This window comes from Streptomyces sp. NPDC093795 (genome assembly GCF_044764665.1).
Lineage (GTDB): Bacteria > Actinomycetota > Actinomycetes > Streptomycetales > Streptomycetaceae > Streptomyces.
This window is the reverse complement of record NZ_JBIWIO010000007.1, coordinates 357713-370925: the sequence shown is the minus strand read 5'-3', so window position 1 is coordinate 370925 and position 13213 is coordinate 357713. Positions and strand designations below refer to the sequence as shown.

Sequence of the window (13213 nt, the reverse complement as noted above, 5' to 3'; positions counted from 1 at the left end):
CGGTGGGGCTCCGGCCGCCCCCGGGCTACTGGGCCTCCACCGTGACCGTGAAGGAGAAGCGGTCGCCGCGGTAGCGGATCCGCGCCACGTCGACGACCCTGCCGTCCGCGTCGTAGCTCACGCCGGTGTAGTGGAGGATCGGCGAGAGGAGCGGGACCTGGAGCAGAGCCGCCGTCTCGGGGTCGGCGAGACGGGCCTCGACCGTGTCCGTGATGCGGCTGATCCGCACCCCGACGACATCCCGCAGCACCTTCGTCATCGGCCAGCGCTCCAGATCGGCCGGGTCGATCGCGGCGGCGAGCTCGGGGCGCACCGCGTTCTCCGCCCAGTTCGTCGGCTCACCGCTCTCGCCGTCGCGGCGCAGCCTCCGGTACGCCACGATCTCCGTCACGTCCGGGAAGTACTCCGCGAGCTCACCCGGCACGTGTTCGGTGCCGTGCCCGAGGACCGTCGTCCGCTCGCCCGACTGCTGGGCCACGATCGCGTCGATCGAGCCGAGCAGCCGGCGCGGGGTGGAGCGTCGGGCGCCCGGCTCGATGAAGGTGCCGCGCCGCCGGTGCCGGCTGATCAGGCCCTCCTCCTCCAGTTCCTTGAGGGCCTGGCGCATCGTGAGCACGCTCACGCCGTAGTGGGCGGCGAGCTGCTCCTCGGTGGGCAGCCGCAGCGAGGCGTCGGGCGTGCGGCCCAGTATCGAGGCGCGCAGCGACTGCGAGACCTGATACCAGAGCGGCAGCTTGCGGTTCAGGACCAGCGAGTCGGGAGCGAAGGCGGTCACGGGTTCTCCGTACGAAGGCTACGGGCTTACGGCCGAGACACTACGGCCGGAAGTGGCGCTCAAGACCCTGCCATACGTCGTCGTACCCCTTCTGCAGATGGTCGGCCTCCGCGGCCTGCGAGGTCGTGGTCACCGGCCAGCGGGTCTCGAACATGAAGGCAAGACCGTCGTCGATCTTCTGCGGCTTCAGCTCGGCGGCGCTGGCCTTGTCGAAGGTGTCCCGGTCGGGGCCGTGCGCCGACATCATGTTGTGCAGCGAGCCGCCGCCCGGCACGAACCCACCCTTTCCGGCCGTCTTGGCGTCGTACGCGCCCTCGATGAGGCCCATGTACTCGCTCATCACGTTGCGGTGGAAGTACGGCGGCCGGAAGGTGTCCTCGCCGACCAGCCAGCGCGGGGCGAAGGCCACGAAGTCCACGCTCGCGAGCCCCGGAGTGTCGGAGGGCGAGGTGAGGACCGTGAAGATCGACGGGTCGGGGTGGTCGTAGGAGATCGACCCGATGACGTTGAAACGGTGCAGGTCGTAGACGTACGGGGTGTGGTTGCCGTGCCAGGCGACGACATCGAGCGGGGAGTGGCCGTACGTCGCAGACCAGAGGTTGCCGCAGTACTTGTTGACCACCTCGACCGGACCCTCGACGTCCTCGTAGGCGGCGACCGGCGCCCGGAAGTCCCGGGCGTTGGCCAGGCCGTTGGCGCCGATCGGGCCGAGATCGGGGAGCTGGAACGGAGCCCCGTAGTTCTCGCAGACGTACCCGCGGGCACTCTCGTCGAGGAGCTCGACACGGAAGCGGACCCCGCGCGGGACCAGCGCGACCTCACCGGGGCGGACGGCGAGCAGCCCCAGCTCGGTACGGAGGAGGAGGCCGCCGCGCTCCGGGACGATCAGCAGCTCCCCGTCCGCGTCGCCGAAGACCCGCTCCATGGAGGCGTTGGCGTGGTAGAGGTGCACGGCCATCCCGGCGCGCTGGGTCGCGTCGCCGTTGCCGCCGAGGGTCCACAGACCGGCCAGCCAGTCGGTGCCGGGCGCGGGCTCGGGCAGCGGGTCCCAGCGCAGCCGGTTGGGGTCGGGCACGGTCTCCGTGAAGGGGGCGCCGCGCAGCGCGCCGTTGTCGATCCGGGTGTACGGCGGGTGCGCGGCCGAGGGGCGGATCCGGTAGAGCCAGGAGCGGCGGTTGTGGGCCCGCGGCTCGGTGAAGGCGCTGCCGCTGAGCTGCTCGGCGTAGAGCCCGAGAGGGGCGCGCTGCGGCGAGTTGCGGCCGTGCGGCAGTGCGCCGGGGATCGCCTCCGAGCTGTGCTCGTTGCCGAAACCGCTGCTGTAGCTGAGCGCATCGGCCGTCTTCCTGGCCTGCTCCGTGGTCATCGCCGCTCCTGTCCTGAGCCCACAAGGGAATCCTATGGATGACCGTAGGATTCCGCGCGGCTCCCGTCAACGGGGCGCGGGCCGGGGGTCCCGGGGGGTTCTTGCCGGGGATCTAGGCGCGAGGGGGTCAAAAAAGATGAACATTGCTCTACTCTCACGCGCATGTCCTGGACCCGAAGGTTCGTCCTCGCGCTCTCGGTCGTGCTCGCGGCGCTCGCCGCGGCCCTGCTCACCGCCCCTGGGGCCCAGGCCCACGAGGAGCGGCCCGTCACCTTCCCCGACGGCTCCGGCACCGTGCCGAAGCTGCGCACCGGAGAGCCCGACCTCCTCGTCTGCAAGACCGGCCGGGCCGAGTTCGAGCGCCGGATCTCCGGCTTCCCGGCCCCTCTCAAGGCCCGCAACCTCGCCCTCCACGCGCGCTGCGTCCGCGACGGCTACCGCCACCTCCAGCAGGCCGTCGACGCCGTCGACCGGCCCGGGACGACGATCGCGATCCTCCCCGGCCTGTACGAGGAGGAGCCCTCACTGCCCCCGCCCACCGGGGCCTGCGCCACCCTCAAGGCCCCGAAGTCCGCGCTCGGCTACCAGATCCTCAGCTACGAGCAGCAGCGGCAGTGCCCGCACAACCAGAACCTCGTCGCCATCCTCGGCAAGAAGAACCTCCAGATCGAAGGCACCGGAGCCTCCCGCCTCGACGTCGTCATCGACGCCAAGTACCAGAAACTCAACGCCCTCCGCGCCGACCTCTCCGACGGCGTCTACTTCCGCAACTTCACCGCCCAGCGCACCACGTTCAACTCGCTGTACGTGCTCGCCGCCGACGGCTTCGTCATCGACGACGTCCTCACCCGCTGGAACGACGAGTACGGCTTCCTCACCTTCGCCTCCGACCACGGCCTCTACAAGAACTGCGAGTCCTACGGAAACGGCGACTCCGGCATCTACCCCGGCTCCGCCTCGAACATCAACGACGGCCGCGGCTACGACGTCCCCCGCTACTCCATCGAGATCACCGGCTGCCGCAGCCACCACAACATGGTCGGCTACTCCGGAACCGCCGGCGACTCCGTCTGGGTCCACGACAACGAGTTCGACCACAACATGGGCGGCGCCTCCATGGACTCCGCCTTCCCCGGCCACCCCGGACTGCCCCAGAACCACGCCAGGTTCGAGCGGAACCTCATCCACGACAACAACCAGAACTACTACCCGTACGTCGCCGACGGCACCTGCGCCCGCCCGCCCGTCGAACGCGGCTACGAACAAGGCGTCGTCTGCCCCCAGATCTCCATGCCCCCCGGCACCGGCATCATCACCGCCGGAGGCAACTGGAACCTCTACGAGGACAACTGGGTCTACGGCCATCAGCGCGCCGCCTTCTACCTGAACGCCGTCCCCGCCTTCATCCGCGGCGAGTCCGCCTGGGCCAAGCAGACCGACACCTCCCACCACAACCGCTACGCCGGCAACCACCTCGGCGTCGACCGGGCCGGCGCCTCCCGCCCCAACCGCAGCGACGTGTGGTGGGACGGCCAGGGCAGCGGCAACTGCTGGCAGACGGACACCGGCGCCGCCTCACCCGGCGCCCTGCCCGGCTGCGGGGCGCGCCGCGGCGAGGTCTCCGGGAACACCGACCGGCTCGTCGGCGAACCCGTCAAACTCGCCCAGCTCCTCGTCTGCGCCGACTACAACGTCCAGGCCCGCCGCCTCCCCGCCGGCTGCGACTGGTACGGCGCCCGCGGCCTCCAGCGCGTCGAGACCCAACTCGCCCTCGGCACCGCCCTCGTCCTCGCCCTGACCGGCACCGCCCTCTGGTGGCGCCGACTGCGCGGCAACCGACTCGCGGGCGCCGCCACCCTCATCGGCCTCGCAGGCCTCGCCCTCGACGTGGCCGGCTCGACCCTCGCCCTCACACCGACCGTCGTCCCGGCCCTCGCGCTCCTGCTCATCGGCGCCTGGTGGACCCTCCTCGGCCTCGCCCTGCGCCCCGACCGCCCCGTCTTCGCCTGGACCACCGTGGCCCTCGGCGCCCTCACCCTCCTCGACGCCTTCGACAAGGCGATCCTGATGGTCCCGGGCATCCCCCTGAGCCCCGCCTGGCTCCGCCTCCTGCTCGGCACCGTCTGGGTGCTGTGGGCGGTGGTGGCAGCGGGAAGCCGCACCCCCGGCACCCCGTCCCGGCCTGCGCCCCCGGACCAGGACAAGGAGCAGGAGCAGGACGAGGGCCGGGGCCAGGACCCCACCGCGAGGCCCGAACCGGAACCCGTGCCTGGCGTCGCCGGTGGCGGTGGCGCTGCCGGTGGCGGTGGCGAGCCCGGTCCCGGTGGCGAGCCCGCTGCCGGTGCTGACGCCGGTGCCGGGCACACCGAGGGGCGGCCGCGCGGGGAGGGAACGGCATGAGGCGGCCACGCGAGGCCAGGGCACCCCAGCCACGCCGGATGCCCCAGCCACGCCGGATACCCCGGTCACCCCGGATGTCCGCGGCGCTCCTGGTGCTGCCGGCCCTGGCCGTCGTGCTGGCCCTCGCGGGCTGCGGCGGGCGGGCCACCACCCACCACAAGCCCGGCACCAGCCACCAGGAGGCCACCGGGAGCAGCGGCACCCTGCTGCCGGCCCGGGACGAGGGTGGGCGCAGGCTCCGGGAGCTCCCGATGGCGGACGCGCCCACCGTCCGGGCCGAGGCCCGTCCCGACAGCGAGGGCGGCTGGAACGTCCACCTCACGGTGGAGAGGTTCCGGTTCACCCCCGAGAGCGCCGGCGGCGCCGCCCTCCCGGGCCGGGGCCACGCCCGCCTCCTGGTCGACGGCCGGGAGACGGCCCGCCTGTACGGCCCCTGGGCGTACGTCCCGGCGGGCGCCCGCACCGTGACCGTCCGGCTCCACGCGGACGACCACACGGTCTGGGCCGCCGCCGGCGCCCCCGTGCAGACCACCGTCCGCCTGGATAGCCCCCCGGTCCCGTCGACGCCCACCCCACCGACGCCTGCCCCGCCGACGCCCGCCCCGCCGGCCTCCGCCCCATCGACGCCCGCCACTTCCGCGCCGCCCGCCGGCACCCGCCCCACCAGCCCGCGCCCGCCCGAGCCCGGCCGGACCGTCGTCCTCACCGTCACCGGAACGACCGTCTCACCACCCCCTTCCCGCATCGAGTTGAAGAAGGGCGAGCGCCTCACCCTCCGTGTCACCGGCGACCGCGCCGACACTCTCCACGTGCACGGCTACGACCGCGAACTGCCGCTCTCCCCGGGGACCCCCGCCTCTCTCACCCTCACCGTGGACCGCACCGGCCTCTTCGAGGTGGAGACCCACGAGTCAGGACTCCTGCTGACCCAACTCGTCGTCCGATGACCGGCATCCACGCCCACGCCGCCCTCAACGCCCACGCCCACGCCCCCGCGCTCGGTCTTCCGCTCGCCCACGGCGTGGGCTCCCGGCACGACCTCCCCCTCTCTCCCTTCTACGCCTACGCGGGCGCCTTCGCCGCGCTCTTCGTCTCCTTCCTCGCCCTGGGGCTGCTCTGGTCCTCCTCCCGCTTCCGCGGCGACCTCGCCGGACGCCCGCTCCCCGCCTCCCTCCAGCGGATGGCCGACGCCCCCGCCACCCGCACCGCGCTCCGCCTGCTCGGAGCCGCCGCCGCCCTGGTCTTCCTCCTCCACCTCCTCCTCGGCCCGGACGACCCCGACCGCAACCCCGCGCCCGGCGCCCTCTACGTCCTGCTCTGGGTCGGACTCGTCCCTGCCTCCCTCCTCCTCGGCCCTGTCTGGCGCCTCCTCAACCCCCTGCGCGCCCTGCTCGCCCTCCACCCGCCCCGGAGCCCCCGCCCCCTGCCCGCCGCGCTCGGCATCCGCCCGGCCGCCGCCGGACTCCTCCTCTTCACCTGGCTCGAACTCGTCGCCCCCGACAACACCTCCTCCTCCACCCTCCTCATCGCCCTGACCGTGCACACAGGCGTCCAACTCCTCGGCGCCGCCCGCTACGGCGACCGGTGGTTCGCCCACGCCGACCTCTTCGAGGTGTACTCCTCCCTTCTCGCCCGGCTCTCACCGCTCGGCCGCCGCACCGACGGACGGCTGGTCCTGCGCTCCCCCTTCCACGGCCTCGACTCGACCCCGCAGACCTCCGGTCTCGTCGCCACCGTCTGCGTCCTGCTCGGCTCCACCGCCTACGACGGCCTCTCCGACAACCCCCGCTGGATCACCACCCTCCAGACCTCCTCCCTCGGCCCCACGCCCACCGCCACGCTCGGTCTCCTCGCCACCGTCGCCCTCGCCGCCGCCTGCTACGGACTCTGCGCCGGCGCCCTACGCCTGATGAACCCCGCCCTGACCAGTCCGCTCACCTCCTTCGCCCACTCGCTCCTGCCCATCGCCCTCGGCTACCTCGTGGCCCACTACTTCTCGCTCCTCGTCACCGAAGGACCACGCACAGTCATCATGGCAGGGGGCACTGACAACGCCCTCGTACCCGCCCCGTTCCTGGGTCCCGGGGGCCTCGCGACGCTCCAGGTCGCCGCGATCGTCACCGGCCACGTCCTCGGCGTCGTCGCCGCCCACGACCGGTCCGTACGTCTCTTCCCGCCCCACCGGGCCGTCGCGGGCCAACTCCCGCTGTTCGCGCTGATGATCGCCTACACCCTCGGAGGCATCGGCCTGCTGATCGCCTGAATCGGCCTGGAGTCCCCCGACCGGAGCGGCATCATGGTCCCCGTGCCCCAGACCCGCCCGCAGACCCCCGCCGTCCTCCGCCGCGCGCCCGTCCAGCAGCGCAGCGCCGAGCGGCTCGCCCGGATCCTCGACGCCTGCGCCGCGCTCCTCGACGAGACGGGGTACGAACAACTGAGTACCCGTGCCGTCGCCGGCCGCGCCGGAGTCCCCATCGGCTCCGTCTACCGCTTCTTCGGCAACAAGCGGGCGATGGTCGCCGCCCTCGCGCACCGCAACCTCGACGAATACGCACGACGGGTCTCCGAACGCCTCGCCGAGGCGCCGCTCCTCGACGCGTACGGGGCCATCGACGGCGTCCTGGACGAGTTCATCGCGATGAAGCGGACCGTCCCGGGGTTCGCGCTCGTCGACTTCGGGGTGCCCGCGGCCGCACCCGGCGAGAGCGGGAGCGAGGGCGGGGGCACGGGAGAGGCCGGCGACGGCGCAGACGACGGCGCAGACCGCGGCGCAGACGAGGGTGAGGCCGAGCCGGACCGCTCGCCGGGGGGCGCCGCCGAGGACCCCAACCGGCTGGTCGCCGAACGGCTTTGCGCACTCCTCGCCACCCATCTGAACCGGCCGGCCGACGAGGGCCTGCGACGGAAGGTCCTGGTCGGCGTCGAGACCGCCGACGCCCTCGTCCGGCTCGCGTTCCGCACCGACCCCGCCGGAGATCCCGCGCTGATCGACGAGACCCGTCACCTGCTGCACGCCTATCTGGCGCCCTCGCTCTCGTAACCTCCCGCAGACCACCTCCCGCAGACCCCTCCCGTACGTGCCTACCGGTCGGTATGCTCGGCCACCCGACGCCGCCCCAGGGAGACGCCATGCCCACCGCCCCGCGCATCTGCCCGCTCTGCGAAGCGACCTGCGGACTGACCCTGACGATCGAGGGGACCCGCGTCACCGGGGCGCGCGGCGACCGCGACGACGTCTTCAGCCAGGGGTTCATCTGCCCCAAGGGCGCCGCGTTCCCCGAGGTCGACGCCGACCCCGACCGGCTCCGCGCCCCCCTGGTCCGGAAGGACGGGCGGCTCCAGGAGGCCACCTGGGAGGAGGCGTTCGACACGATCGCCGCCAGAATCCGACCGATCATCGAGGAGTACGGCCCGGATGCCGTGGGTATCGTCCTGGGCAACCCCAATGTGCACACGATCGCCGGCGCCCTCTACCCACCCCTGCTGATCGGCGCGTTGCGCACCCGGAACCTCTTCACGGCGTCCACGCTCGACCAGATGCCCAAGCACGTCTCCAGCGGTCTGCTGTTCGGAGACCCCTTCGCCGTCCCCGTGCCGGACCTGGACCGCACCGATCACCTGCTGATCTTCGGAGCCAACCCGCTGGACTCCAACGGAAGCCTGTGCACCGCCCCCGACTTCCCCGGCAGGCTCAAGGCGCTGCGCCGGCGCGGCGGCACCCTCACCGTCGTCGACCCCCGGCGGACCCGCACCGCACGGCTCGCCGACCGGCACGTCGCGATCCGCCCCGGCGCCGACGCACTCCTCCTCGCCGCCCTCGCCCACACCCTCTTCGAGGAGGGCCTCACCGACCTCGGTCCGCTCGCCGCGCATGTGGAGGGGGTCGAGGAGGTGCGGGCTGCCGTACGGGAGTTCAGCCCCGAGGCGGTCGCCGCCGCCTGCGACGTGGACGCGGACACCATCCGCGCCCTCGCCAGGGAGCTCGCCGCCGCGCCCACCGCCGCCGTCTACGGGCGGATGGGCAGCTCCACCGTGGCATACGGCACCCTCGGCAACTGGCTCGTCGACGTCCTCAACATCCTCACCGGCAACCTCGACCGGCCCGGCGGCGCCCTCTTCCCGCTCTCCGCCACCGCGGCCGCCCCGCGCCCCGCCGGACCGGGGAAGGGCTTCGCCCTCGGGCGGCGGCACAGCAGGGTCTCGCACCACCCCGAGGCCAAGGGCGAGTTGCCGCTGGTCGCGCTCGCCGAGGAGATCGAGACCCCGGGAGAGGGGCGCGTCCGCGCGGTGATCACCATCGCCGCCAATCCCGTCCTCTCCGCGCCCGACGGGGACCGCCTCGACGCGGCCCTCGACTCCCTCGACCTCATGGTCGCCGTCGACCCGTACCTCAACGAGACCACCCGCCACGCCGATGTCCTGCTGCCCCCGCCGCCGCCCTCCCGCAGTGCCCACTTCGACTTCGCCTTCAACGGGTTCGCCGTCCGCGACCAGGTCCGCTACACCCCGGCGGCCGTACCCCTCGAAGCGGATCGCATGGACGAGTGCGAGATCCACGCCAGGCTCGTCCTCGCGGTCTCCGGGATGCGGGGTGCTCCTCCCTCCGCCGTCGACCAGCTCGCCATCGACACCACCCTCGCCAAGGCCGTGACGCAGGAGCACTCGCCGGCGTACGGCGCCGATCCCGAGGAGTTCGGGGCCCGGCTCACCGGGGACACCGGGGCCGAGCGCCGGCTCGACCTGATGCTGCGCCTCGGCCCCTACGGGCTCACCCTCGACGAGCTGAAGGCCCACCCGCACGGCATCGACCTCGGCCCGCTGAAGCCGCGCGTCCCACAGCTCCTCAAGACCCGCAGCGGACGGATCGAACTGTTCCCCGCGCCCCTCGCCGCCGACCTGCCCCGGTTGCGCGCCGCGCTCGACGCCGTACCCGACCCGGGCACCCTCCAGCTCGTCGGGCGCCGCCACCTGCGCTCGAACAATAGCTGGCTGCACAACACCCCCGCCCTCGGCGGCGGCTCGAACCGCTGCACCCTCCAGGTGCACCCCGAGGACGCCGCCCGGCTGCGGCTGGCCGACGGCGGACTCGCCCGCGTCAAGGGCGAGGGCGGCGAGCTGGAGGTGCCGGTCGAGGTCACGGACGGGGTGCGCCCGGGGGTCGTGAGCCTCCCTCACGGCTGGGGCCACGACCGGCCGGGCACCCGGCTGACCGTGGCGTCCGCCCGCCCCGGCGTCAACGTCAACCAGCTGCTCGACGGGACCCGGATCGACCCGCTGTCGGGTACGGCCGTGCTGAACGGCTTCCCCGTCGAGGTGTCGCCCCTGCCGTGACGTCCGCCGGGGCGCCGTCGTGACGCCTGCCGCGCCCCCGTCTGTCTCCCCTGCCGTGACCTGGGGTTTTGCTCGTATTGCTCACGCGTCAACATCTTGTTAACGGCAGAACGGGGCACCTACCGTCATCCGGACCGCCGCTCGGCGGCAGTTCAACGGTGAACGTGAGGTGCCCCATGCTGACCGTCCTCGGCTTCGCCATGATCGCGACCTTCCTGGTCCTGATCATGATGAAAAAGATGTCGCCGATCGCGGCGCTCGTGCTGATCCCCGCGCTCTTCTGCGTCGCGGTCGGACAGGGGGCCCAGCTCGGCGACTACGTCATCGAAGGCGTCGGCAAGCTGGCACCGACCGCCGCGATGCTGATGTTCGCCATCGTCTACTTCGGCGTCATGATCGACGTCGGCCTCTTCGACCCGATCGTCCGGGGCATCCTGCGCTTCTGCAAGGCCGACCCCGTACGGATCGTCGTGGGTACGGCGGTGCTCGCCGCGATCGTCTCGCTGGACGGCGACGGCTCCACCACCTTCATGATCACCGTCTCGGCGATGTATCCGCTCTACAAGCGGCTCGGCATGAGCCTCGTCGTCATGACAGGTGTCGCCGCCACCGCCAACGGCGTCATGAACACCCTGCCCTGGGGCGGCCCCACGGCCCGCGCCGCGACCGCGCTGAAGCTGGACGCCGCCGACATCTTCGTACCGATGATCCCCGCGCTCGGCATGGGCCTGCTCTTCGTCTTCGTCCTCGCGTACGTCCTCGGTCGCCGCGAGCGCAAGCGCCTCGGCTACCTCACGCTCGACGAGGCCCTGGTGCCGGAGACCGAGACCGTGCTCGTCGCGGCGGGCGGCGGCGGCACTGCCACCGGTTCCGGCGACGGCTCCCCGGGCAAGCCGACGGGCTCCGGCGCGGCATCCGGCGGGGGCGGCGGCGGGGCAGCCGGCGAGGACGGCGGCTTCCAGGGCCTCGACCCCAACCGCGCGACGCTCCGCCCCAAGCTGTACTGGTTCAACGCCGGACTCACGCTCGTGCTGCTCACCGCGATGATCCTCGAACTGCTGCCGATCCCGGTGCTGTTCCTCCTCGGCGCCGCCCTCGCGCTCACCGTCAACTACCCGAACATGGCCGAGCAGAAGGCGCGTATCGCCGCCCACGCCGACAACGTCCTCAACGTCTCCGGCATGGTCTTCGCCGCGGCCGTCTTCACCGGTGTCCTGACCGGTACGGGCATGGTCAAGCACATGGCCGACTGGCTCGTCGGCGCCATCCCCGAGGGCATGGGCCCGCACATGGCCGTGGTCACCGGCGTGCTCAGCCTCCCGCTCACCTACTTCATGTCGAACGACGGCTTCTACTTCGGCGTGCTGCCGGTCCTCGCCGAGGCGGGCGCCGCCCACGGCGTGTCGCCCCTGGAGATCGCCAGGGCCTCGCTGGTCGGCCAGGCGCTGCACATGTCGAGCCCGCTGGTGCCCGCCGTGTACGTCCTGGTCGGCATGGCGAAGGTGGAGTTCGGCGACCACACCAGGTTCACGGTGAAGTGGGCCGCGCTGACCTCGCTGGTGGTACTCGCGGCGGGGATCCTCTTCGGGATCATCTGAGCCGGGGCGGGGCTAGCCGGGCTGTTACGGGGGGCCGGCAGGGCCGGTACGAGAGCCCGCTGGGCCGGACGGGGGAAACGGAGGGTGGCGACGCGCATGTCGCCACCCTCCGTGCTCATGTCGTGACCGATAGTCAGACTATCGGTTGAAATGTCCGCCGACATCTTCCCGGAGGAATCCGCATGTCCGTTCGCCTCGCCCGGCCCCTGGCCGCCACCGCCGCCGCTCTCACGCTCAGCGGCCTCGCCCTCGCGGGCGCACCCGCCGCTCTCGCCGCCCCCGGCGACAACGGCGACGTCAAGATCCACCACGCCGGGCGCCCCGACGAGCCGCCCCGCACGGGGGAGACCGATCAGCGCAACGAGCCCAAGGTCTGCACGTTCTACATCTCCGCGCTCGGCTTCGACGGGCTCGCGCTGCTCAACTGGACGATCTCGCCGCAGCCCCCGAAGGGCGGCGCGGTCAGAGTCGGCGCGATCACCGTCGACATGTCCGGCAACGGGTACACCCCGGACATCGAGCTCCCCGACGGCATGTACAAGGTCGAGTGGACCTGGACGGGGCAGCAGGGGGCCAAGAAGAGCAAGGTCTTCAAGGTCGACTGCGACCGCTTCACCAACCCGCCGAACGGCGGCAACGGCAACAACGGCGGCCACAACGGCGGCAACGGTCACCACAAGCCCCCGCACGGCCCGGTCGGCGCGGGCGGCGGCGGCAGCGCGGTGATCGCCGCCGAGGACTCCTCCACCTTCGGCGTCGGGGCGGCCGTCGCCGCCGGCATCGCCGGTACGGCCGGACTCGTCCTGATCCGCCGCTCGCGCCGCCGCAACGATGGCGCCGCGTAGGTCGTCCCGCCTCACGCGCAGGCGCCGGCGCCTGTTCCGGCTCGCCAGGACCGTGACCGTCACCGTGGTCCTGGTGACCGGAGGCGTCTGGTGGGCCGGCGACGAGGAGCCGGCCCCGCCGGCGCTCGCCGCCGGCCCGGCCGCACCCGGCGAGACCGGCCAGACCGGTGAAACCGGCGAGGCCGGCGGTGCCGGGGCGGCCGCGGCGGCCGGAGCGCCGGCCGCCCAGGCCCAGGACCACAAGGCGCGGACCGGGGTGCGGCCGAAAGCCACACCACCACCCCGGCCGAAGGCCGTGCCACCGCCCCGGCCGGCGGCTCCGCCCGCGCCGCTGGCCCGGTCACGTCCCACCACCCTCGCCGTGCCGGCCATCACCATCGAGGCACCCGTCATCGAGCTCGGTCTCGACGCCACGGGACGGCTCGCCACGCCGCCCGTCGACAACCCCCGGGTCGTCGGCTGGTACGCGAAGGGCGCCACGCCGGGGGAGCGGGGGACCGCCATCGTCGTCGGCCACCGCGACACCCGCACCGGGCCTGCCGTCTTCCTGAACCTCGACGCGCTCAGCCCCGGCAACACCATCAGGGTCGCCCGCGCCGACGGCAGGGTCGCCGTCTTCACGGTCGACCGCATCCGTACGTACACCAAGGCCGAGTTCCCCGACAAGGAGGTCTACGGCTCCACCGGGCGGCCCGAACTGCGGCTGCTGACCTGTGGCGGAGCCTTCGACCGCGAGACGGGCTACGAGGCGAACATCGTCGTCTTCGCCCACCTCACCGACACCGCCCAGAAGATCTGACCCACGGTCCCGACGGACCCAGCCGCTCCGTCGGGCCCCTCCCCGCCGCGTCCGGTGGGCCCGCCACCCGGCGCGCGCCCACCGGACGCGTCGGCGCGTCCC

The 13213-nt window shown here is 72.9% G+C and carries 10 protein-coding genes; 8 read left to right on the top strand and 2 right to left on the bottom strand.

Annotated elements, in window-relative coordinates; translation table 11 throughout:
* Positions 1 to 25 precede the first annotated feature (25 nt).
* A complete protein-coding gene (locus ACIRB7_RS21350) occupies positions 26 to 775 on the bottom strand; it encodes a GntR family transcriptional regulator (protein WP_403600788.1) in 750 nt (249 codons plus the stop codon).
* Between the two features lie 40 nt (positions 776 to 815).
* Positions 816 to 2138 carry a homogentisate 1,2-dioxygenase gene (gene hmgA / locus ACIRB7_RS21345; RefSeq protein ID WP_403600785.1) on the bottom strand — a complete coding sequence of 441 codons (1323 nt, stop codon included), beginning with the start codon at positions 2136 to 2138 and terminating at the stop codon, positions 816 to 818.
* 162 nt (positions 2139 to 2300) lie between these two features.
* Here hmgA and ACIRB7_RS21340 point away from each other — a divergent pair, with 162 nt between their 5' ends.
* From ACIRB7_RS21340 to ACIRB7_RS21305, 8 genes are all read left to right on the top strand, one after another.
* Entirely contained in the window at positions 2301 to 4538 is a 2238-nt protein-coding gene (locus ACIRB7_RS21340) for a right-handed parallel beta-helix repeat-containing protein (protein ID WP_403600782.1), read from the top strand.
* 74 nt (positions 4539 to 4612) lie between these two features.
* Positions 4613 to 5485 carry a hypothetical protein gene (locus ACIRB7_RS21335; protein WP_403600779.1) on the top strand — a complete coding sequence of 291 codons (873 nt, stop codon included), beginning with the start codon at positions 4613 to 4615 and terminating at the stop codon, positions 5483 to 5485.
* Positions 5482 to 6801: a hypothetical protein gene (locus ACIRB7_RS21330; protein WP_403600777.1), complete on the top strand. Its 1320-nt coding sequence runs from the start codon at positions 5482 to 5484 to the stop codon at positions 6799 to 6801. Before ACIRB7_RS21335 ends, ACIRB7_RS21330 begins: the two co-directional genes overlap by 4 nt.
* A gap of 33 nt (positions 6802 to 6834) precedes the next feature.
* Positions 6835 to 7578, top strand: a complete 744-nt coding sequence (locus ACIRB7_RS21325) for a TetR family transcriptional regulator (RefSeq protein WP_403600774.1) — start codon at positions 6835 to 6837, stop codon at positions 7576 to 7578.
* A gap of 89 nt (positions 7579 to 7667) precedes the next feature.
* Positions 7668 to 9869, top strand: a complete 2202-nt coding sequence (locus ACIRB7_RS21320) for a molybdopterin oxidoreductase family protein (protein WP_403600772.1) — start codon at positions 7668 to 7670, stop codon at positions 9867 to 9869.
* Positions 9870 to 10045: 176 nt separating this feature from the next.
* Positions 10046 to 11467, top strand: coding sequence for a CitMHS family transporter (locus tag ACIRB7_RS21315; RefSeq protein WP_403600770.1), 1422 nt, complete (start codon positions 10046 to 10048; stop codon positions 11465 to 11467).
* Between the two features lie 182 nt (positions 11468 to 11649).
* A complete protein-coding gene (locus tag ACIRB7_RS21310; RefSeq protein WP_403600768.1) occupies positions 11650 to 12312 on the top strand; it encodes a hypothetical protein in 663 nt (220 codons plus the stop codon).
* Complete coding sequence (locus ACIRB7_RS21305; RefSeq protein WP_403600765.1) at positions 12299 to 13111, top strand: class F sortase; 813 nt, start codon at positions 12299 to 12301, stop codon at positions 13109 to 13111. The genes ACIRB7_RS21310 and ACIRB7_RS21305 overlap by 14 nt, the downstream gene beginning before the upstream one ends.
* The last annotated feature ends 102 nt before the right edge of the window (positions 13112 to 13213 follow it).

Excerpts from the sequence above, each read along its gene's own strand:
- ACIRB7_RS21310 (WP_403600768.1), top strand. The coding sequence starts at position 11,650 with ATGTCCGTTCGCCTCGCCCGGCCCCTGGCCGCCACCGCCGCCGCTCTC.
- ACIRB7_RS21335 (WP_403600779.1), top strand. The coding sequence starts at position 4,613 with ATGTCCGCGGCGCTCCTGGTGCTGCCGGCCCTGGCCGTCGTGCTGGCC.
- ACIRB7_RS21305 (WP_403600765.1), top strand. The coding sequence starts at position 12,299 with ATGGCGCCGCGTAGGTCGTCCCGCCTCACGCGCAGGCGCCGGCGCCTG.
- ACIRB7_RS21320 (WP_403600772.1), top strand. The coding sequence starts at position 7,668 with ATGCCCACCGCCCCGCGCATCTGCCCGCTCTGCGAAGCGACCTGCGGA.
- ACIRB7_RS21340 (WP_403600782.1), top strand. The coding sequence starts at position 2,301 with ATGTCCTGGACCCGAAGGTTCGTCCTCGCGCTCTCGGTCGTGCTCGCG.
- ACIRB7_RS21315 (WP_403600770.1), top strand. The coding sequence starts at position 10,046 with ATGCTGACCGTCCTCGGCTTCGCCATGATCGCGACCTTCCTGGTCCTG.
- ACIRB7_RS21330 (WP_403600777.1), top strand. The coding sequence starts at position 5,482 with ATGACCGGCATCCACGCCCACGCCGCCCTCAACGCCCACGCCCACGCC.
- ACIRB7_RS21325 (WP_403600774.1), top strand. The coding sequence starts at position 6,835 with ATGGTCCCCGTGCCCCAGACCCGCCCGCAGACCCCCGCCGTCCTCCGC.
- hmgA (WP_403600785.1), bottom strand. The coding sequence starts at position 2,138 with ATGACCACGGAGCAGGCCAGGAAGACGGCCGATGCGCTCAGCTACAGC.